We start from the raw sequence: 20442 nt of genomic DNA, 5'->3' as shown, positions 1-20442 counted from the left end.
TCATGCTGAGCCCTTACATGTCGCCCATCGAGCGGGTCTGGTTCTACAGCCTGCGTATTCTCTGTGGCCTGATATTGCTGTTTCTGATCCTGCCGGTGCTGGTGATCGTGCCCCTGTCGTTCAACAGCGGCAGCTTCCTGGTCTACCCGCTGCAAGGCTTCTCCCTGCAGTGGTACCAGGACTTCTTCGGCTCGGCCGAATGGATGCGGGCCTTGAAGAACAGCATCATCGTCGCCCCGGCGGCGACCGTGCTGGCCATGGTCTTCGGAACGCTGGCGGCCATCGGGCTGACCCGCGGTGATTTCCCCGGCAAGTCCCTGGTAATGGCCTTGGTGATATCACCGATGGTGGTGCCGGTGGTGATCATCGGCGTGGCCAGCTACCTGTTCTTCGCGCCCCTAGGCCTTGGCAACAGCTTCACCTCGCTGATTCTGGTGCACGCGGTGTTGGGTGTGCCGTTCGTGATCATCACCGTGTCGGCGACGCTGCAAGGCTTCAACTACAACCTGGTGCGCGCGGCTGCCAGCCTGGGTGCTTCGCCGCTGCTGGCGTTTCGCAGGGTGACTTTGCCGTTGATCGCGCCCGGCGTGATTTCCGGGGCGTTGTTTGCCTTCGCCACATCCTTCGACGAAGTGGTGGTGACCTTGTTTCTGGCCGGACCAGAGCAAGCGACCCTGCCAAGGCAGATGTTCAGTGGCATTCGCGAGAACCTGAGCCCGACCATTGCGGCTGCGGCGACCCTGCTGATCGGTTTTTCGGTGGTGTTGCTGCTGACCCTGGAATGGCTGCGGGGGCGCAGCGAGAAACTGCGCACCCAGCAGCCGGCCTGACAGCGCTGTCTGTGCTGGCTTGTCAGCCCGTGCGGCGGCAGACAAGCCAGCACCTGTTGCAACCGCTGCTCGACATGCGTTGATACCAATCAGCCTTCACCGCTTTGCCTGAGTTACAATGCGCGCCACCGTGATTCTGCCCAACAGGTGCGCCATGCAGCCCTACGCTATTGCCCCCTCCATTCTTTCCGCCGACTTCGCCCGCCTGGGCCAGGAGGTCGACAATGTCCTGGCCGCAGGCGCCGATATCGTCCACTTCGACGTGATGGACAACCACTACGTCCCCAACCTGACCATCGGCCCCATGGTCTGCAGCGCGCTGCGCAAGTACGGCGTGACCGCGCCGATCGACGTGCACCTGATGGTCAGCCCCGTGGACCGCATCATCGGCGACTTCATCGAGGCCGGCGCCACCTACATCACCTTCCACCCGGAAGCGACCCAGCACATCGACCGTTCGTTGCAACTGATCAAGGACGGCGGCTGCAAGGCCGGCCTGGTGTTCAACCCGGCCACCAGCCTGGACGTACTGAAATACGTGATGGACAAGGTCGACATGGTGCTGCTGATGAGCGTCAACCCAGGCTTCGGTGGCCAGAAGTTCATTCCGGGCACGCTCGACAAGCTGCGTGAGGCGCGCGCGCTGATCGACGCCAGCGGCCGCGACATTCGTCTGGAAATCGACGGTGGTGTGAACGTGAAGAACATCCGTGAGATCGCCGCCGCCGGTGCCGATACCTTCGTGGCCGGGTCGGCGATCTTCAACGCCCCCGACTACCAGCAGGTCATCGCCCAGATGCGCAGCGAACTGGCACAGGCCCGCCCATGAGCGGCTTCGAGCAGCTGTTCCCAGGAGCGCTGCCCAGGCTGGTGATGTTCGACCTGGATGGCACCCTGGTCGACTCCGTCCCGGACCTGGCCGCAGCGGTGGACCGTATGCTGCTCGAACTCGGCCGACCCGCCGCTGGCCTCGATGCCGTGCGCCAGTGGGTGGGCAATGGCGCGCAGGTGCTGGTACGCCGTGCTCTGGCGGGTGATATCGATCACGCCGGGGTGGACGATGCCCTGGCCGAACATGCCTTGGCACTGTTCATGGACGCCTACGCCGAAAGTCACGACCTGACAGTCGTGTATCCAGGCGTGCAGGACACCTTGCGCTGGCTGCGCAAGCGCGGTGTGGAAATGGCCTTGATCACCAACAAGCCGGAGCGCTTCGTGGGGCCTTTGCTGGACCAGATGAAGCTGGGCAGCTATTTCCGCTGGATCATCGGCGGAGACACCCTGGCCCAGAAGAAGCCGGACCCAGCGGCGTTGCTGTTCGTGATGCAGATGGCCGGCGTAACCCCGCAGCAAGCGTTGTTCGTTGGCGATTCGCGCAGCGACGTGCTGGCAGCCAAGGCAGCCGGCGTGCAATGCGTCGGGCTGACCTATGGCTACAATCACGGGCGGCCCATCGAAGAGGAATCGCCCAGCCTTGTGATCGATGACCTGCGGGCTTTGTTGCCCGGTTGCGTAGACCCTGCCACTGGGATAACGTTGGCGGACCTTCAAGCCTCAGACCAAAAAGGGTCCAACGTGGCGGTTACCGGCAAATTCTGGATGAAAGTCATCAAGGCCCTGGCCCGATGGCGTTGGCGCGCCTGACGCCTGCCTGCCGGCGTATGCCGGCCCATCCGTTTGCCCGAACCAATGCTGTTTGCCACGAGGCTACTCATGATCCGCGAAGAATTCCTGCGCCTGGCCGCTGCCGGCTATAACCGCATTCCCCTGGCCTGCGAAACCCTGGCCGACTTCGATACGCCCCTGTCGATCTACCTGAAACTGGCTGACCAGCCCAATTCCTACTTGCTCGAATCGGTGCAGGGCGGCGAGAAATGGGGGCGGTACTCGATGATTGGTCTGCCGTCGCGGACCGTGCTGCGTGTGCATGGCTACCACGTGTCCATCCTGCAGGACGGCGTCGAGGTCGAAAGCCATGACGTCGAGGACCCCCTGGCGTTCGTTGAAACCTTCAAGCAGCGCTACAACGTGGCCGACGTACCCGGCCTGCCACGCTTCAACGGTGGACTGGTCGGCTATTTCGGTTACGACTGCGTGCGTTACGTTGAAAAGCGCTTGGGCGCGAGCCCCAACCCGGACCCTCTCGGGGTGCCGGACATCCTGCTGATGGTCTCTGATGCGGTGGTGGTATTCGACAACCTGGCTGGCAAGATGCACGCCATCGTGCTGGTAGACCCTGCCCAGGAACAGGCCTATGAGCAAGGCCAGGCGCGCCTGCAAAGCCTGCTCGAAACGCTGCGCCAACCCATCACGCCACGCCGCGGGCTGGACCTGAGCGGGCCTCAGGCAGCCGAGCCTGCATTCCGGTCGAGCTACACGCGTGACGATTATGAGCATGCCGTCGGCCGTATCAAGGAATACATCCTGGCCGGTGATTGCATGCAGGTGGTGCCGTCGCAGCGCATGTCCATCGACTTCAAGGCAGCACCCATCGACCTCTACCGCGCCTTGCGTTGCTTCAACCCGACGCCGTACATGTATTTCTTCAACTTTGGGGACTTTCATGTCGTCGGCAGCTCGCCCGAAGTGCTGGTACGGGTCGAGGACAACCTGGTCACGGTGCGCCCCATCGCCGGTACACGCCCACGCGGTGCGACGGAGGAGGCCGATCGCGCGCTGGAAGACGATTTGCTGTCGGACGACAAGGAAATTGCAGAGCACCTGATGCTGATCGACCTGGGGCGCAACGACGTCGGCCGCGTATCGTCTACAGGCAGTGTGCGCCTGACCGAGAAGATGGTGATCGAGCGTTATTCCAATGTCATGCACATCGTTTCCAACGTCACCGGCCAGTTGCGCGAAGGGTTGACGGCGATGGATGCACTGCGGGCCATCCTGCCTGCCGGTACGCTGTCCGGGGCGCCCAAGATCCGTGCGATGGAGATCATCGATGAGCTGGAACCGGTCAAGCGCGGGGTTTATGGCGGCGCTGTGGGGTACTTCGCCTGGAACGGCAACATGGATACGGCGATCGCCATCCGTACGGCCGTGATCAAGGATGGAGAGCTGCACGTACAGGCCGGCGGTGGCATTGTTGCCGATTCGGTGCCAGCGCTGGAGTGGGAAGAGACCATCAACAAGCGTCGGGCCATGTTCCGTGCGGTGGCGTTGGCCGAACAGACCACTTCTCGGTAGGTGGCGGTTGCTTGAGGGGTGACGCAGTCCGAGCCCCTGTATGAGCGTAATGCTGTTCACTTAAGATCGTTGGGGCCGTTTCACGGCCCATCGCGGCACAAGACCGCTCCTACACTGCCCGCGTAATGCCTGAGTTAGTAGGCTCAAAGGGTTTTGTAGGAGCGGTCTTGTGCGGCGATGGGCCGCGAAGCGGCCCCGTTAATTTCAGGCTGGCCCGTTGCTAGAAATCCACGCTAACGCCAAGGCTCACACCTTGTTGCTTGAGCTCATCGCTCTTGCGCCAGTTGTAGCCGGCACGCACATTCACACCTGCCACCACTTCATGGCTCACCCCAAGGCTCGCTCGGGTCAGGTTGCTATGGGGGGTATAGCCGTCGAGCGTGAAATCGTTGGCTGGCAAAGCGGTGAATTTCAGGCGTACGTCCTGCTGGTCATGCTCGAACTCGTGCTCCTGAGCCACCTCGGCAAATACTCGGGTAGCAGGCAATACCTGCACGCTACCCAGCAGGCCCAGGCCCAGCCGTCGTGACGTGCGCTCCTGGTCATCGAACCGCAGCGCCGTCGCGCGACCGCTCCTTTCGTCATAGCCATCGACCTTGACCCTGGCATAGTCAGCGCTCAGGAATGGCGCCAGCTGCCAGCGGGCACTTTCCGGCGCCAGGTTATAGCCCAGTCGGCCAGACACGGCCCATGTTTCGCCCTGGGTATCGCCTTTTTCACTGCGCTCGCTCACCCCCAGCGCGAAGGTGCGTTTCAGATCGTCATAATCCAGGTGCCCGACGGTCAATGCCGCATCTGCCCACCAGCGGTGCTGGCGGTACTGCGCAAAGACACTGGCCAGGTAGCTGTCGAGTGTGTAGTCCGAATCATGGCTGCCCACTTCCAGCTTCTGCCGGTACACGCCGCCAGCCAGCCCCAGCCGCCAGGCATCGTCGACCCGGTAGCTACCGCCGACAGTCAGGTTGTAACCGTGGCCGTCACCGCTGGCGGCACTGCGTTGCCCGCCGAAGTCCAGGTCTTGCGCACCAGCGGCGATGAAAGGCTGCCACTGACCGACCGCTTGCCAAGGGGCCTGCCATTGGCTGCGCAGTTCATCCTGATGAGCGCTGACGCTGGCGTGGGCCATTTCGGGAAGCAGGGTAAGCTCCCAAGGCGCGGCCAGAACGGAGTAGGCGTAATCGGCGATCAGTTGCTGGCCAGCAATGGTCGGGTGCACGGCGTCGTTGAACAATAGCTTCGTGGGGTCTGGCGTGATGCCGTTGACGCCATACACTGGGTTGCCGACGCAGCTTTCGCCGCTATAGCACGTACCGACGAGGTTCTGGTCGCTGGCCAGTCCGAACTGAGCGGGGTGGGACAGGGCCTCGCTCAGCAATAGGGGGACATTCAGGGGGATGACCTGCGCGTCGATTTGCCTGAGCTGGCTGAGCAGTGCCTGGTTGAAGGCACCGGACAGCAACGAAAGGGGGTTTTGCTGTGGCGTACCGCTGAAGTTGGGCGTCTGGCCAAGATCAGGCAACAGCCAAACCATGATGTAGCGGGCACCCCCTTGTTGCAGGGCCTGAGCACTGGCGGCCAGGCGTGTGCCGGCAGCCACGGCGTCGGCTGGGCTGTTGACCAGGCCTTGCAGGAAGTCGTTGCCGCCGCCTGTCACGTAATACAGTGCATTGGGATCGGCGCGAAGCCCGGTGGCCAGGTAGCCAGGTTTTTCCCGAAGCACCAGGCCCGCGCCCAGGCGCCCGGGTGGGATGACCGTGCTGGAGGTAGTGGTGATGGAGTCCAGGATCTGCTTGGTGGTATAGCCGCCAACCGCCCAGTTGTTGCCATCGGGCAGGCCCAGCGCCGGATTGACCGGCGATGTGGAAGGCCCAAGCGCATTGGCGTCCAGGCCCAGGCGAGCGCCCAGGATCATCGGCGACACAGGTGCATAGCTGCCATCGGCATTGCGGTTGGTGAAGCGAAGGCCTGCGAACTGGCCGGCGTCGCTCAGGCTGTCACCGAATACGATCAGTGAAGCGTACGGGTCAGCAGATGCAAATGCCTGGCCGCAGGCCAATGCCAGTGAGGCGGCGGTGACGCGCAATAATGGTACGTTGAGCATCGATAAACATCCTTTTCTTTGTTTTTATCAGGACAACTCCATCGACCTTAGCAAAACGCCGCGCATCGCACCTGATGCCATTCGTTTCCCAGTGTTTACGGGCATATTGCGCCCGCCGCCCCGGTAGGCTACTGTGCCGAGACGTATGAGCGAGACCTACCCTGTGTTGATCGTCAGCAAACTCTTGATGCGCGTTATCAAGGCCCACGCCCGTTGGCGTTGGCGCGCCTGACTTTATCCTCTGCCGGTCCATCCGGCCCGCCCCTGTTTGCCTTCCTGTCTCAACGTCTTTAAGCGGCAAAGTTGCGCCTGCGACAGTTACAGGAAGGTTCGAATCATGAAGTCAGTAGGTTCAAGAGGTTTCATCCGATGTTACTGATGATCGACAATTACGACTCATTCACTTACAACGTCGTCCAGTACCTGGGCGAGTTAGGGGCTGATGTGCGGGTCATTCGCAATGACGAAATGACCATCGCCCAGATCGAAGCCCTCGCGCCGGAGCGCATCGTCGTTTCGCCTGGGCCCTGTACGCCGAGCGAAGCCGGTGTGTCCATCGAAGCCATTCTTCATTTCGCCGGTAAACTGCCGATTTTGGGGGTGTGCCTGGGCCATCAGTCCATCGGCCAGGCGTTCGGTGGCGATGTCGTGCGTGCACGCCAGGTGATGCACGGTAAGACGAGCCCGGTCCACCATCGTGACCTCGGCGTGTTCAGCGGGCTGAACAATCCGGTGACCGTGACCCGCTATCATTCGCTGGTGATCAAGCGCCAGACGCTGCCGGAGTGCCTGGAAGTGACGGCCTGGACCGCACACGAAGATGGCTCGGTCGACGAGATCATGGGTGTACGGCACAAGACGTTGAATATCGAGGGCGTGCAATTTCACCCCGAGTCGATACTCACCGAGCAGGGCCATGAACTGTTCGCCAATTTCCTCCAGCAGACTGGCGGCCACCGCTAAGGAATGAATATGGATATCAAGAGCGCGCTGGGTCGCATTGTCGGCCATCTGGACCTTTCCACCGATGAAATGCGCGGCGTGATGCGCCAGATCATGACCGGCCAATGCAGTGAAGCGCAGATTGGCGCATTTCTGATGGGCATGCGCATGAAAAGTGAAAGCATCGACGAAATCGTTGGCGCGGTGTCGGTCATGCGGGAGTTGGCTGACAAGGTCGAGCTGAACACCCTTGATGGGGTGGTCGACATCGTGGGTACCGGGGGCGATGGTGCCAATATCTTCAACGTGTCCACGGCATCCGCTTTCGTACTGGCTGCTGCCGGCTGCACCGTCGCCAAGCATGGTAACCGGGCGGTGTCCGGCAAAAGTGGCAGCGCAGACCTGCTGGAAGCGGCTGGCATCTACCTGAACCTGACGCCCGTTCAGGTGGCCCGCTGCATCGACAGCCTGGGTATCGGCTTCATGTTCGCCCAAAGTCACCACAGCGCCATGAAACATGCCGCTGGGCCGCGTCGCGATCTAGGGCTCAGGACCTTGTTCAACATGCTTGGCCCGCTTACGAATCCGGCCGGTGTGAAGCATCAGGTGGTTGGGGTGTTCACCCAGGCGCTCTGCCGTCCTCTGGCCGAGGTGCTGCACCGCCTGGGCAGCAAGCATGTGCTGGTGGTGCATTCCAAGGATGGGCTGGACGAGTTCAGCCTGGCAGCGCCCACTTTCGTGGCTGAATTGAAAAATGGCGAGATTGCCGAGTACTGGGTTGAACCGGAAGACTTGGGCATGAAGAGCCAGAGCCTTCATGGCCTGGCGGTCGAGGACCCGCAAGCGTCCCTGGCGCTGATTCGTGATGCGCTGGGTCGACGCAAGACCGAGAACGGCCAGAAGGCCGCCGAGATGATCGTGCTCAATGCCGGTGCAGCCCTATATGCCGCAGATCACGCCATGAGCCTGAAGGCCGGCGTTGAACTTGCCCACGACGTGCTGCACACCGGGTTGGCCTGGGAGAAACTGCAGGAGCTGGGTGCGTTTACGGCCGTATTCAAGGTGGAGAATGAAGCATGAGCGTGCCAACGGTGCTGGAAAAGATCATCGCCCGCAAGTTCGAGGAAGTGGCCGAGCGCAGTGCTCGCGTAAGCCTTGCCGAACTTGAGCAATTGGCCAAGGCGGCCGACGCGCCCCGTGGTTTCGCCAACGCCATGCTGCGTCAGGCCGAGCGCAAGCAGCCAGCGGTGATTGCTGAAATCAAGAAGGCCTCCCCTAGCAAAGGTGTGATCCGGGAGCATTTCGTCCCTGCAGACATTGCCGTGAGCTACGAGAAAGGCGGCGCAACTTGCCTGTCGGTGTTAACGGATGTCGATTATTTTCAGGGGGCGGACGACTACCTCAAAGAGGCGCGAGCAGCCGTGTCGCTGCCGGTGATCCGCAAGGACTTCATGGTCGACCCTTATCAAATCGTCGAGGCCCGTGCTCTGGGCGCAGATTGCGTGCTGCTGATCGTGTCGGCGCTCGACGATGTGAAAATGGCCGAGCTGGCGGCCACGGCCAAGTCGGTCGGGCTCGATGTGCTGGTGGAGGTGCACGATGGTGCTGAGCTTGAGCGCGCACTCAAGACGCTGGACACGCCATTGGTGGGTGTCAACAACCGTAACCTTCATACCTTCGAAGTGAACCTGGAGGCCACGCTGGACCTACTGCCACGTATCCCCGCGGATCGGCTCGCCATTACCGAGAGCGGCATTCTCAATCAGGCCGATGTGCAGCTGATGAAGATCAACCGCGTCTATTCATTCCTGGTGGGTGAGGCATTCATGCGGGCTGAGAACCCGGGGCTCGAGCTCCAGCGTTTGTTCTTCCCTGATCAAGTGAAAAAGACCATTCAGCAACTGGACTGAATGAACCAAGCCGGCCATGTTGCCGGCTTTTTCATGGTTGCCATCTGGCTTAGGGCGCTTTCGCCCTGATGCCTGTCATGCAGAGGCTGTGACGCTAACGGTAGTGGCCACAGGCTGCGTAACTCAATCGAAGGTGAATCAATGACTGACCAGCCCCTGGCCCTTACCGTCGAGCAAGGGCTGCTTGCCGAACAGGACCTGCTGGCCGCCGTTTGCCGGGGCGAGCGCGATAACGGTGTGTTGTTCTGGCGCCCCACTGACCAGGCGCTGGTGATGCCTCGCAGGATGAGCCGGCTGGAGCACTTTGAAGCGGCGAGTGCGCAATTGGCTGGCGCTGGCTGGCCAGTGCTGCTGCGCGAAACCGGCGGCGAACCTGTACCGCAGTCCCATTCGACGGTAAATATCGCCCTGGTCTATGCGGCCCCGCGCAGTGAGGGCGATCAAGGGCGTATCGAAAAAGCCTACCAGCGCTTGTGCCTGCCACTGTGCGAGGTGCTGCAGGAGTGGGGCGGTGTCGCCTCGGTGGGCGAGATCGAGGGTGCATTCTGCGATGGCCGGTACAACGTCAACCTCAATGGTCGCAAGTTGGTGGGGACCGCCCAGCGCTGGCGCCAGGCCGCCGCAGGCAAGGGCCCGGTGGTGCTGGTGCATGGGGCATTGCTGCTGGATAACGACCGGGAGGCAATGGTAGCTGCCGTCAACCACTTCAATATGTGCTGCAACCTTGAACAGCGATGCCGCGCCGATGCACACATCGCCTTGCATGAGGTAGCACCGGCGGCACCGTGGTTCGCACGGCTATCCCAAGCGTACGCGCAGGTGCTGGCTGAGGTGCCCGTCAGCTAGCGCGTGCCATGTACCACCATGGTCTTGCCCTTGACCTGGACCAGGCTGCGTTCTTCCAGGTCCTTCAGGACGCGGCCGACCATCTCCCGTGAACAACCGACGATTCGCCCGATTTCCTGACGGGTGATCTTGATCTGCATGCCGTCTGGATGGGTCATGGCGTCGGGCTGCTTGCACAAGTCGAGCAAGCACCGCGCAACTCGGCCGGTGACATCGAAGAAGGCCAGGTCCCCAACCTTGCGGGTAGTGTCGCGCAGGCGCTGGGCTATCTGGCTACTGACGGCGTAGAGCATGTCCGGCTCGTGTCGTACCAGTTCGCGGAACTTGTCGTAGCTGATTTCCGCCACTTCGCACTCAGTCTTGGCCCGAACCCAGGCGCTACGATGCTGCTGCGCCTCAACCGGTTCGAACAGCCCTAGCTCACCGAAGAAGTCACCGCTGTTGAGGTAGGCGATGATCATTTCATGGCCATTTTCGTCTTCGATGAGGATGGTGACCGACCCCTTGATGATGAACGACAACGTCTGCGCGCGTTCACCTGCACTGATGATGTTGCTCTTGGCGCTGTAGCGCCGGCGTTGGCAGTGCACCAGCAATTTGTCGATGTTCTTGATCTTTGGGGTTAGGGCAGAGGCTGCCATCGCGAAATCCTGTTCTGTGCAGTCCATGGGCGTCCATGGCTGTTGGCTGGAAAAACGCCATTCGATTGGCGCCAGCTTATCAGACACTACAAAATGTTTCGGCATTAAAGCGCCTCCTTACATACTTTTCCCACAGCGGCACAACGACTAAGCTGACACCCTTTTTGCAAATTCAGGAGTTCGGGTGATGAAGGCACGTATCCAGTGGGCCGGTGAGGCAATGTTCCTTGGCGAGTCCGGCAGCGGCCACGTCGTGGTGATGGATGGCCCACCCGAGGCCGGCGGCCGCAACCTGGGCGTCAGGCCGATGGAAATGTTGTTGCTGGGCCTGGGCGGTTGCAGCAGTTTCGATGTGGTCAGCATCCTGAAAAAGTCGCGCCAGGCGGTGGAGAGCTGCGAAGCGTTTCTCGAGGCCGAGCGGGCAGGCGAGGATCCAAAGGTATTTACCAAGATCCACATGAATTTCGTGGTAAAGGGCCGCGGGTTGAAAGAGGCCCAGGTCAAGCGTGCTGTCGAGCTTTCGGCCGAAAAATACTGCTCGGCGTCGATCATGCTTGAGCGTGCCGGGGTCGAAATCACCCATGGCTACGAGATCGTGGAACTGGGTTGAGCAACGGGCGCGAGCTGCGCGGCGCGTACCGGCGGCGCTTAGTGGCGCAGTGCTGGCAGTGTCGCGTATAGCCAGCCTGGTAGTGCGCTTCTGACCGACTGGCTCAACGCCTCCCGGTGTTTTTGGTAAAGCAGGCCCAGCCCTATGACGCCCAAGCCGATCAAGCTGACCAACACCGGGAACAACAGGGATTGGGCAAATACGTCATACGCCAGGTACCCCAGGTAGGCGGCAACGCCAAGTGCCCCGAACACCATGAAGACGGGCCGGCGCAGCAACACTGCAACCCCCATGAGCACAAGGTTTATCAGGCAGTAGGTGGCTTTCCCCCATTCACTGCCGCTGTCGAGCATCGTCAACCCACCCCAGAAGGCTGCAAGGCCGGCCAGATAGCCCCAATGGGCATAGTCTTGCCGCGTCCTGCCATCGACTACCAGAAACACCAGCAAGGTCGCCAACCCGAACCACAGAGATACCACTCGGCGTTGTTCCCAACTAAATGGCGCGCCGAATACCCACTCGGTAAGGTCCATCGACATGAACCACAGGGCAACGGCAATGGGCATGACGATAAACGGGTAGGGGACAAGGCGGAGCATCGCCACACCTGCAACAACGGTAGCGGCCTCCATGGCCAGCCAACCGCCCTGTACATGGGTGTAGTACTGGTGGTAATCAGCTTGCACGTCATCGAGCGGCCACCAACCGAGCAACCGCTCCAGCGCGAAGACGGCCAGTGGCACGATACTGACCGCGGCTGCGGCCAGTACGCCGGCCGCAATGGGTTGCTTGCGCTTTTGAAGACTGAGTGCGACCAGGGTCAACAACCCGATGTAGGCACTGGCCACGGCCAGTAACGCGGTGTCGCCGAGGCGTAGCCATGCCTCGTTGAGCAGCCAGCCCATGGCCCCCATGACCAGCAGTGCGCCGAAGTAGAACGCGCTGTGGGCCAGTTGAAGGCTGCCTGTCGCCTCTTGACGCTGGCTGAGAAAGGCTTGCAAGGCCTGGTCCTGGCCTGGCTGGAGAATCCCCGCCTCGACCGCTCGCGCCAGGTCCCTGGCATCGAAACGTGTTGTCATGACGAGCCTTCAGATGCGATAGGTGCTCTTGGTCATGACCTTGGCCAGCAGGCTCATGCCAAAACGCACAGGCGCAGGGAAGCGGTAGCCACCGGCTTGCAGTGCCGTATCGGCGTGCTGTTCTTCGTCGACGCGCATCTGCTCGAGGATGGCTCGGGATTTTTCATCTTCAGTAGGGATCTGCACCAGGTGCTCGTCCAGGTGCTTGCAGACTTGGTGCTCGGTCGCTGCCACGAAGCCCAGGCTCACCTTGTCACTCACCAGCCCGGCAAAAGCGCCGATGCCGAATGACATGCCATAGAACAGCGGGTTCAGGACGCTGGGGTGGCTGTTGAGTTGGCGGATGCGTTGTTCGCACCAGGCCAGATGATCGATTTCCTCATCCGCAGCGCGCTCCATGGCCTTGCGCACTGACGGCAGTTTGGCCGTCAAGGCCTGGCCTTGATAAAGCGCCTGGGCGCAGACTTCACCGGTGTGGTTTATGCGCATCAGCCCTGCCACGTGACGTGCCTGCCGATCTTCGAGTTCGACGGCGGGCTTGACGATGGCCGGGGACGGACGAGAGGGTTGGCCGCTGAACGGCAGCAAGGTGCGCATGGCGGTGTCGGCCTGCAGCAACAAGCGGTCGAGCGGGGAATAGTGACGTTCGGTAGCCATCGGGCACCTCCGCAAGAGTGTGCCCGACAGTCTAACCCAATCGCGCTCGAGTCGCTTGCGGTGGATCAGCCCGGTGGCCAGTTCATCTGGCGTTGGCCGAGCACGTGCATGTGAATGTGGTAGACCGTCTGCCCACCTTGTTCATTGCAGTTCATGACCACGCGAAAGCCTTCCTCGCAGCCCAGTTCCCTGGCCAGACGCTGGGCTGTGAACAGAATGTGCCCAGCCAGGCCCTTGTCTTCTTCGGTCAGGTCGTTGAGGGTGCGGATGTGCTTCTTCGGAATGACCAGAAAATGCACCGGGGCCTGGGGGGCGATGTCGTGAAATGCCAGAACCTGGTCATCTTCGTAGATGATCTTCGCCGGGATCTCCCGGTTAATGATCTTGAGGAATAAATCGTCCACAGCACTTGCTCCATGGTGAGGGTCCGGGCCGAGTGTACTCAGGCCGAAGCCGCTCGCCCAGCGACTATTCCATACCGACTGGACAATAACGCCGGTGAATCACACCTGCCAGCTTGCGCACTAACCCGTTCGGCAGCAGGCGCGGGGCGAACGCCAGCCAGCGATTGCGTCGCCCCGGCAGAATCAAGGCGCGGTTGCGGGCGAGCGCGCGAACGGTGTACAGCGCCACTTCCTCGGGGCTGAGGCAGCGGCTTTTGCCTTCGAGCCGGGCGATGTGGCGCCGTGAGGAACGCACCGGCCCCGGGCACAGCACGCAGACTTTGATGCCTGTGGGTTTGAGCTCTTCGCGCAGGGCCTGGGAGAAATTCATCACGTATGCCTTGCTGGCGGCATAGGTGGCCATCCATGGCCCGGGAGCCACGCCGGCCAGCCCGGCAACGTTGAGGATCTGGCCGCCGCCCTGTACCGCCATCAGATTGCCGATGGCATGACACAAGCGGCTCAGTGCCAGCACGTTGACTTCGAGCAGGTCCTGTTCGTCGGCCCATTCATGGGCCAGGAATGGGCCGTAGGTGCGCTGACCGGCGCAGTTGACCAGCAAATCGATGCGCCGCTCGCCTTCTTCCAGCTCGAGGACGAACCCTGACAGCCTAAGCGGTTGGCTCAGATCGCACGCACGCAACAGCACTTCGACGCCGAAACGCTGGGCAAGCTCGATGGCGACCGGCTCCAGGGTTTCACGGTGGCGTGCGACCAGGATCAGGTTGCGCCCGCGCCGTGCCAGGGCCTCCGCCAGGGCCAGGCCCAAGCCGGTGGAAGCGCCGGTGATCATGGCGTAACGGGTCATGCAGGGCTCCTGGGGCCGAAGAGGGCATCTAGTGTACAGCTTGGCGGTGGCGGGTGCTGCGTTTTGCTGGGCTGCCCAAGCCTGGGAGTGCGCCGCTGCGTGGGCTGTCAGTGGCGCTTATGACGATCGGCGAGTAGCTTTGCACCGTCCTGGCAGGCCCAGTGCTGGGCACCATTCTCAGAACGGTTTGACCACCACCAGGATAACGACCGCCAGCAGGATCAGAACAGGTACCTCGTTGAACCAGCGATAGTAGACATGGCTGCGGGTGTTGGTGCCGGCGGCGAAGCGTTTGCGCTGGGCCCCGCACACATGGTGGTAGCCGGTCAGCAGAAGCACCAGTGTCAGCTTGGCGTGCAGCCAGCCCTGGCTCAGCCACCCCGGTGTGAGGTAGAGCATCCAGGCGCCGAACACATACGTGGCGATCATCGCCGGGTTCATGATGCCTCGGTACAGCTTGCGTTCCATGGTCACGAACCGGTCCTGGCTGATGCTGTCCTGGCTCTGGGCATGGTAGACGAACAGCCGTGGCAAGTAGAACAGGCCGGCGAACCAGCATACGACGCTGACGATGTGCAGCGCTTTGATCCATAGGTAGAGCATCGGGGCATTCCTTCAGGTATTCACGGTCGTCAGATAGTAGTGCCCAGGCGCCCTCAGGGACACCTGAAGTGTTGTGACAGACGCATCACGCCCCTATCATCGTGCGTTTTCCAGACGGCTCGTTGATAAGGGGCAAGCGTTATGATCAAGGTCGGTATCGTCGGCGGCACGGGTTACACCGGCGTCGAACTGTTGCGTCTGCTGGCTCAGCACCCACAGGCCGAGGTAGCGGTCATCACCTCGCGCTCGGAAGCCGGTGTGGCGGTGGCCGACATGTATCCGAACCTGCGCGGCCATTACGACGGCCTTGCATTCAGCGTGCCTGACAGCAAGACCCTGGGCGCGTGTGATGTGGTGTTTTTTGCCACCCCCCATGGTGTCGCTCATGCCCTGGCGGGCGAACTCCTGGCGGCGGGCACCAAGGTCATCGACCTGTCGGCCGACTTCCGCCTGCAGGACGCAGTGGAGTGGGCGAAGTGGTACGGCCAGCCTCACGGCGCGCCTGATCTGCTCGACGGTGCCGTGTACGGTTTGCCCGAGGTCAACCGCGACAAGATCCGCCAGGCGCGCCTGATCGCGGTTCCGGGCTGCTACCCAACCGCCACTCAACTGGGTTTCCTGCCGTTGCTCGAAGCTGGCTTGGCCGACGCGTCGCGCTTGATCGCCGACTGCAAGTCCGGTGTCAGCGGTGCCGGACGGGGTGCGGCTGTCGGGTCGCTGTTCTGTGAGGCCGGTGAGAGCATGAAAGCCTACGCGGTCAAGGGGCATCGCCACCTTCCGGAAATCAGCCAGGGCCTGCGTCTGGCTGCGGGCAAGGACATTGGCCTGACCTTCGTCCCTCACCTGACGCCGATGATCCGCGGCATCCATGCCACCTTGTATGCGACTGTCGCCGACACATCGGTCGACCTCCAGGCGCTGTACGAGAAGCGCTACGCCAACGAACCCTTCGTGGACGTGATGCCCGCCGGTAGCCACCCCGAAACCCGCAGCGTGCGCGGCGCCAACGTCTGCCGCATTGCTGTTCATCGTCCACAAGGGGGTGATCTGGTCGTGGTGTTGTCGGTCATCGACAACCTGGTCAAAGGCGCTTCCGGGCAGGCCGTGCAGAACCTGAACATCGTGTTCGGGCTTGATGAGCGCATGGGGCTGAGCCATGCCGGCCTGTTGCCGTAAGCTGACGAGGGCTTACGGCGAGCTGTGCTGATCGCGACCTGCCCGTCGCCTATTGTTGACCGATTTTCTCGGGAAAGCGGATAATGGCCGTCATCGAGTTTTATGACGGCCGTCGGCCGGGAGAATCAACATGAGCGTCGAAACCTTCACCCCTACGGTTTTGGAATTTACCCACGGTGCTGCGCTGAAGGTGAAGAACCTGGTTTCCGAAGAGGGCAATGACCGCCTGAAACTGCGTGTATTCGTCACCGGTGGCGGTTGCTCGGGTTTCCAGTATGGCTTCACGTTCGATGAGGAAGTGGCCGACGACGATACCATCGTGGAGCGCGAGGGGGTCTCGCTGGTAGTGGACCCGATGAGCTTCCAGTACCTGGCCGGTGCCGAAGTGGATTACCAGGAGGGCCTGGAAGGCTCGCGCTTCATTATCAAGAACCCCAATGCTGCCACCACCTGTGGCTGTGGCTCTTCGTTCTCGATCTGAAGCCTTGCCTTCGTCAAAACGCCGCGCTTCAGCGCGGCGTTTTTCGTTGGGCAGGTCAATGGCTCAGGCCGGATAGATGGCGCCCAGAACACGCAGGCCTTTGGCGGCCGTAACGCTGGGACGGTTAGCAGGGATGCCTTCGAGGCAGCAATGCGCCAGCCAGGCGAACGCCATGGCCTCAACCCAATCAGGGTCTACCCCCTGTTCGGCTGTGCTGGACACCTTCACGCCAGGCAGGCCTGTTGCAAGGCGAGCCATCAAGGCGCCATTGTGTGCGCCACCCCCACATACCAGAAGGGTCCTGGTGCCTTGCTGTGCGGTGTTCAGCGAATCGATGATGCTTTGGGCGCTGACTTCCAGCAGCGTTGCCTGGACGTCCTCGTCGCGGTAGGCAGGCAGCGCAGCGAGATGGCTGTCCAGCCAGCGCAGGTTGAAGACTTCACGGCCTGTACTCTTGGGCCCACTGCCGGCAAAGAATGGGTCGGCCATGAGGGAGGCCAGCAGGGCAGGTTGCACAGCCCCACACGCCGCCCAGGCGCCGTTGGCATCGTATGCCTGGCCGCGCTTGCGCTCGATCCAGGCGTCCATCAGGACATTGCCCGGTCCGCAATCGAAACCTCGGACCGGCTTGTCTTTGGCAATTAGGCTGAGGTTGCTGAAACCGCCCACGTTCAGAATGGCCAGCGGCTGTTCGAGGTGGCCGAACAGGGTTTCGTGGAACGCCGGGACGAGCGGTGCGCCCTGACCACCGGCCGCTACGTCACGGCGACGAAAGTCGGCCACGACCGTGATGCCTGACAGTTCAGCCAGGAGCGCCGGGTTGCCGATCTGTACGGTGAAGCCTCGGGCAGGCTCATGGCGAATGGTCTGGCCATGGCTGCCGATAGCGCGAATGTCTTTGGGCTGCAAGGCATGGTGGTCGAGCAAATCCCGTATGCCTCGGGCTGCCAAGGCCGCCCACAGGTTCTCAGCGAGGGCGACCCGCGCTACTTCATCCGGCCCAGAAGTACACAGGTCAAGCAGCGCTTGCCGCAGTTCCGTTGGCATGGGCAGATAATGGGTGGCGAGCAGTTCGATGTGCTCGCCTTGCTCGATCAGGGCGATGTCCAGCCCATCCAGGCTGGTCCCTGACATCACACCTAGGTAAAGGCCCATGGGCTCACCGTTTGTTCATGGCAAGTAGCGTGGCTTTTTCCTGGTCCATGCGTGCGATCAGCGGCTGGCTTTGCTGCAGGAAACGCTGGCGCTCGTTCTTGGCGATCGGGTCGGACATCGGCACTTTCTGGCTCAGCGGATCAACATGCACGCCGTTGACCTGGAACTCGTAGTGCAGGTGGGGACCGGTGGAAAGGCCGGTGGTCCCGATATAGCCGATGATCTGGCCCTGCTTGACCGAGCCCCCGGTCTTGATGCCTTTGGCAAAGCCTTGCATGTGACCGTACAAGGTCTTGTACCGATTGCCGTGCTGGATGATCACCGTATTGCCGTAGCCGCCGCGCCGGCCGGCCAGCTCGATACGGCCATCACCCGCGGCCTTGATGGGCGTGCCTCGCGGGGCTGCATAGTCCACCCCCTTGTGGGCGCGGATCTTGTTGAGAATCGGGTGCTTGCGCCCGGCAGAGAAGCGGGAGCTGATGCGCGCGAAATCCACGGGTGTGCGGATGAAGGCTTTGCGCAGGCTGTTGCCATCGGCCGTGTAGTAGCTGGTGTTGCCTTGCTTGTTGGTATAGCGCACGGCCGTGTAGGTCTTGCCACGGTTGGTAAAGCGCGCCGAGAGGATATTACCGGTGCCGACCACTTTGCCGTCCATCACCTTCTGCTCATAGACCACGTCGAACTCGTCACCTTGGCGAATATCCTGGGCGAAGTCGATGTCGTAGCCCAGCACCTTGGCCATGTCCATGGTCAGGCTGTGGGACAACCCGGCGCGTTGTGCCGATGCCGAGAGCGAGCTCTTGATGACGCCATGGGCGTAGGCGGTGCGCACTACGGGTTTGCTGATTTCACGGTTGAAGGTGTAGCCCTTGGCCGTCTTGGTCAGGCGAATGGTTTCGAGGCTGCCGACCTTGCTGTGCAAGCTGGCCAGCTGGCCTTGCTTGTCCAATTCGAACTGCAGGACCTGGCCATGCTTGAGCTGGCTGAACTGCTTGGCTTGCTTGCTGCTGGCAAGAATGTCGTGGACGGCATTGGCCGGCAGGCCGACCTTGGCGAACAGCGTTGACAAGGTATCTCCGCTTGCGACGGTGACTTCCCGGTGGGCAGGGTCTTTCGCAGGCTGTGCGGCGGCTTCGGCCGGCGGGGTTTGCTGTTCGGCTTTCTGGGTGGAGGCAGCCGCCTCATCGATCTGCGCAAACGGCGAGCCTTGCTCACCGGCTGCCTGCACCAGTGGCGCCGCGCGGGATTCGTCTTTCAGTTGCTCGGCAGGGGTTTCCAGCTCGAGGTTGAGGGTGGTTTTCTTGGCTTCCACGTCGCTGGATGGGAACACCAGCAATGCCAGGCTAAGCAGGGCGGCAATGCCACTGGCGGCCAACAGGTGTGTTTTCGGATAAAGCGGAGGCGCTTTAGGCGGTTCGTTGGTCATGGGTAAGGAGACTTTGAAAAAGGTGAAATGGAATAGATGAATGACATGATGAAGATGAAATAACTGTATAAAATATAACCAAAACCATTTTCACGCAAGGGCGCGTAGACGCTGCGCACACGCCCCCAGGTCACATCCCTTTGCAAAACTTGTATTTGACGGCCGATCTTGTATGGTTGGCTCCCCCTGAATCTGAGCCTTGCGGGTTTGTCTATGAAGTCGGTTGAAGAGCAGCTGGCGCTTATCAAGCGCGGTGCGGAAGAAGTACTGGTGGAGTCCGAGCTGGTTGAAAAACTCAAGCGTGGTCAGCCCTTGCGCATCAAGGCCGGTTTCGACCCTACCGCTCCTGACCTTCATCTCGGTCACACGGTACTGATCAACAAGCTGCGCCAGTTCCAGGAGTTGGGGCATACCGTGGTGTTCCTCATCGGTGACTTTACCGGCATGATCGGCGACCCCAGCGGCAAGAGCGCCACACGCCCGCCATTGACCCGTGAGCAGGTGCTGGACAATGCCGAGACCTACAAGCAGCAGGTCTTCAAGATTCTCGACCCGGCCAAGACCGAGGTCGCGTTCAATTCCACCTGGATGGACACGCTGACACCTGCCGACTTCATCCGTCTGGCATCGCAGTACACGGTCGCCCGTATGCTGGAGCGCGACGATTTCGACAAGCGCTACACCACTAATCAACCCATCGCCATTCATGAATTCCTCTACCCGCTGGTGCAGGGCTATGACTCTGTCGCGCTCAAGGCGGATGTCGAGCTGGGCGGGACCGACCAGAAGTTCAACCTGCTGATGGGGCGTGAACTGCAGCGTGCCTACGGTCAGGAAGCGCAGAGCATCGTGACCATGCCCCTGCTCGAAGGGCTTGATGGCGTCAAGAAGATGTCCAAGTCGCTGGGTAATTATGTCGGCATCCAGGAAGCGCCGGGTGTGATGTACAGCAAGCTAGTGTCGATTCCGGACACCCTGATGTGGCGTTACTTCGAGTTGCTGAGCTTCCGTTCCATGGAAGACATCGATCAGCTGCGCGTGGATGTGGCCAATGGGGCGAACCCGCGGGACATCAAGATCCAGCTGGCGGAGGAGATCGTGGCGCGGTTCCATGGTGAGGAGGCCGCAGCCAACGCTCATCGCGCCGCTGGTAATCGTATGAAAGAGGGCGAGTTGCCAGAAGACTTGCCCGAGATCGAAGTGCTTGCCGCCGAGCCGCTGCCCATTGCTGCGGTGCTCAACCGTGCCGGTCTGGTCAAGAACTCGGCGCAGGCGCGGGATCTGCTGGGGAGTGGGGCGGTGAAGGTCGATGGTGCTGTCGTTGATCGTGATTTCGTGGTTGCACTGGGCGCGACCCATGTCTGCCAGGCAGGTAAGAAGTCGTTCGCACGCGTCACGCTCAAGGCAGAGTAAGGCATTCGCTGCGCGTACTCTCTATAAGCGGGGGGAGGCCGAAGGGCCTCCCCGCTTTGCTTTTGATTTATATGAAATTAAAGGTTGACGCGGTTTCGAATCCCCTTATAATGCGCCCCACTTCCA

The 20442-nt window shown here is 61.3% G+C and carries 21 protein-coding genes; 12 read left to right on the top strand and 9 right to left on the bottom strand.

What is annotated here, in order from left to right:
• Positions 1 to 2: 2 nt before the first annotated feature.
• From FS767_RS01705 to trpE, 4 genes are all read left to right on the top strand, one after another.
• The gene (locus FS767_RS01705; protein WP_023532438.1) at positions 3 to 830 is read left to right on the top strand and encodes an ABC transporter permease; all 828 of its coding nucleotides are present in this window, start codon (positions 3 to 5) and stop codon (positions 828 to 830) included.
• Between the two features lie 154 nt (positions 831 to 984).
• Entirely contained in the window at positions 985 to 1659 is a 675-nt protein-coding gene (gene rpe, locus FS767_RS01700) for a ribulose-phosphate 3-epimerase (RefSeq protein ID WP_058639616.1), read from the top strand.
• Positions 1656 to 2474 (top strand): phosphoglycolate phosphatase, encoded by an 819-nt coding sequence (locus FS767_RS01695; RefSeq protein ID WP_144963979.1) that lies wholly within the window; start codon positions 1656 to 1658, stop codon positions 2472 to 2474. Before rpe ends, FS767_RS01695 begins: the two co-directional genes overlap by 4 nt.
• A gap of 69 nt (positions 2475 to 2543) precedes the next feature.
• Positions 2544 to 4025: an anthranilate synthase component I gene (gene trpE, locus FS767_RS01690; protein ID WP_058639597.1), complete on the top strand. Its 1482-nt coding sequence runs from the start codon at positions 2544 to 2546 to the stop codon at positions 4023 to 4025.
• 220 nt (positions 4026 to 4245) lie between these two features.
• Here trpE and estP read toward each other — a convergent pair whose 3' ends face one another.
• The gene (estP, locus tag FS767_RS01685) at positions 4246 to 6126 is read right to left on the bottom strand and encodes an esterase EstP (protein WP_144963978.1); all 1881 of its coding nucleotides are present in this window, start codon (positions 6124 to 6126) and stop codon (positions 4246 to 4248) included.
• Positions 6127 to 6495: 369 nt separating this feature from the next.
• Here estP and FS767_RS01680 point away from each other — a divergent pair, with 369 nt between their 5' ends.
• The 4 genes from FS767_RS01680 to FS767_RS01665 all read left to right on the top strand — a co-directional run bounded on the left by FS767_RS01680 (position 6496) and on the right by FS767_RS01665 (position 9824).
• Complete coding sequence (locus FS767_RS01680; protein ID WP_058639595.1) at positions 6496 to 7089, top strand: aminodeoxychorismate/anthranilate synthase component II; 594 nt, start codon at positions 6496 to 6498, stop codon at positions 7087 to 7089.
• Between the two features lie 9 nt (positions 7090 to 7098).
• Positions 7099 to 8148 carry an anthranilate phosphoribosyltransferase gene (gene trpD, locus FS767_RS01675; RefSeq protein ID WP_058639594.1) on the top strand — a complete coding sequence of 350 codons (1050 nt, stop codon included), beginning with the start codon at positions 7099 to 7101 and terminating at the stop codon, positions 8146 to 8148.
• Entirely contained in the window at positions 8145 to 8978 is an 834-nt protein-coding gene (gene trpC / locus FS767_RS01670) for an indole-3-glycerol phosphate synthase TrpC (RefSeq protein WP_058639593.1), read from the top strand. The genes trpD and trpC overlap by 4 nt, the downstream gene beginning before the upstream one ends.
• A gap of 141 nt (positions 8979 to 9119) precedes the next feature.
• A complete protein-coding gene (locus FS767_RS01665; RefSeq protein WP_144963977.1) occupies positions 9120 to 9824 on the top strand; it encodes a lipoate--protein ligase family protein in 705 nt (234 codons plus the stop codon).
• Here the strand turns inward: FS767_RS01665 and crp are convergent.
• Positions 9821 to 10465 (bottom strand): cAMP-activated global transcriptional regulator CRP, encoded by a 645-nt coding sequence (crp, locus tag FS767_RS01660; protein WP_144963976.1) that lies wholly within the window; start codon positions 10463 to 10465, stop codon positions 9821 to 9823. The two genes, FS767_RS01665 and crp, sit on opposite strands and share 4 nt — an antisense overlap.
• A 187-nt stretch (positions 10466 to 10652) precedes the next feature.
• Here crp and FS767_RS01655 point away from each other — a divergent pair, with 187 nt between their 5' ends.
• The gene (locus FS767_RS01655; RefSeq protein ID WP_023532673.1) at positions 10653 to 11075 is read left to right on the top strand and encodes an OsmC family protein; all 423 of its coding nucleotides are present in this window, start codon (positions 10653 to 10655) and stop codon (positions 11073 to 11075) included.
• A gap of 38 nt (positions 11076 to 11113) precedes the next feature.
• On the opposite strand, the gene FS767_RS01650 is transcribed toward FS767_RS01655, so the two are convergent.
• From FS767_RS01650 to hemJ, 5 genes are all read right to left on the bottom strand, one after another.
• On the bottom strand, positions 11114 to 12154 hold the full coding sequence (locus FS767_RS01650; protein WP_144963975.1) for a DUF2157 domain-containing protein: 1041 nt from the start codon (positions 12152 to 12154) through the stop codon (positions 11114 to 11116).
• 9 nt (positions 12155 to 12163) lie between these two features.
• On the bottom strand, positions 12164 to 12811 hold the full coding sequence (gene coq7 / locus FS767_RS01645; protein WP_058603061.1) for a 2-polyprenyl-3-methyl-6-methoxy-1,4-benzoquinone monooxygenase: 648 nt from the start codon (positions 12809 to 12811) through the stop codon (positions 12164 to 12166).
• Positions 12812 to 12876: 65 nt separating this feature from the next.
• Complete coding sequence (locus FS767_RS01640) at positions 12877 to 13215, bottom strand: histidine triad nucleotide-binding protein (RefSeq protein WP_058603062.1); 339 nt, start codon at positions 13213 to 13215, stop codon at positions 12877 to 12879.
• A gap of 64 nt (positions 13216 to 13279) precedes the next feature.
• Entirely contained in the window at positions 13280 to 14062 is a 783-nt protein-coding gene (locus FS767_RS01635) for an SDR family oxidoreductase (RefSeq protein WP_058603063.1), read from the bottom strand.
• Positions 14063 to 14239: 177 nt separating this feature from the next.
• A complete protein-coding gene (gene hemJ / locus FS767_RS01630; protein WP_023532455.1) occupies positions 14240 to 14665 on the bottom strand; it encodes a protoporphyrinogen oxidase HemJ in 426 nt (141 codons plus the stop codon).
• Positions 14666 to 14806: 141 nt separating this feature from the next.
• Here hemJ and argC point away from each other — a divergent pair, with 141 nt between their 5' ends.
• A complete protein-coding gene (argC, locus tag FS767_RS01625; protein WP_144963974.1) occupies positions 14807 to 15841 on the top strand; it encodes an N-acetyl-gamma-glutamyl-phosphate reductase in 1035 nt (344 codons plus the stop codon).
• Positions 15842 to 15971: 130 nt separating this feature from the next.
• Positions 15972 to 16322: an iron-sulfur cluster insertion protein ErpA gene (gene erpA, locus FS767_RS01620; RefSeq protein WP_023532751.1), complete on the top strand. Its 351-nt coding sequence runs from the start codon at positions 15972 to 15974 to the stop codon at positions 16320 to 16322.
• Between the two features lie 63 nt (positions 16323 to 16385).
• On the opposite strand, the gene FS767_RS01615 is transcribed toward erpA, so the two are convergent.
• Together FS767_RS01615 and FS767_RS01610 are read right to left on the bottom strand one after the other, a co-directional pair.
• The gene (locus FS767_RS01615; RefSeq protein WP_144963973.1) at positions 16386 to 17477 is read right to left on the bottom strand and encodes an anhydro-N-acetylmuramic acid kinase; all 1092 of its coding nucleotides are present in this window, start codon (positions 17475 to 17477) and stop codon (positions 16386 to 16388) included.
• A gap of 4 nt (positions 17478 to 17481) precedes the next feature.
• Complete coding sequence (locus tag FS767_RS01610; RefSeq protein ID WP_058603066.1) at positions 17482 to 18903, bottom strand: peptidoglycan DD-metalloendopeptidase family protein; 1422 nt, start codon at positions 18901 to 18903, stop codon at positions 17482 to 17484.
• Positions 18904 to 19116: 213 nt separating this feature from the next.
• On the opposite strand from FS767_RS01610, the gene tyrS reads away from it, so the two are divergent.
• A complete protein-coding gene (gene tyrS / locus FS767_RS01600) occupies positions 19117 to 20316 on the top strand; it encodes a tyrosine--tRNA ligase (protein ID WP_144963972.1) in 1200 nt (399 codons plus the stop codon).
• Positions 20317 to 20442: the final 126 nt, after the last annotated feature.

Origin of the sequence: Pseudomonas sp. DE0010, assembly GCF_007680745.1 — a bacterium.
Taxonomy (GTDB): Bacteria; Pseudomonadota; Gammaproteobacteria; order Pseudomonadales; family Pseudomonadaceae; genus Aquipseudomonas; species Aquipseudomonas parafulva_B.
Note: the sequence above shows the minus strand (reverse complement) of the source record. Positions and strands in the feature narration are given on the sequence as shown.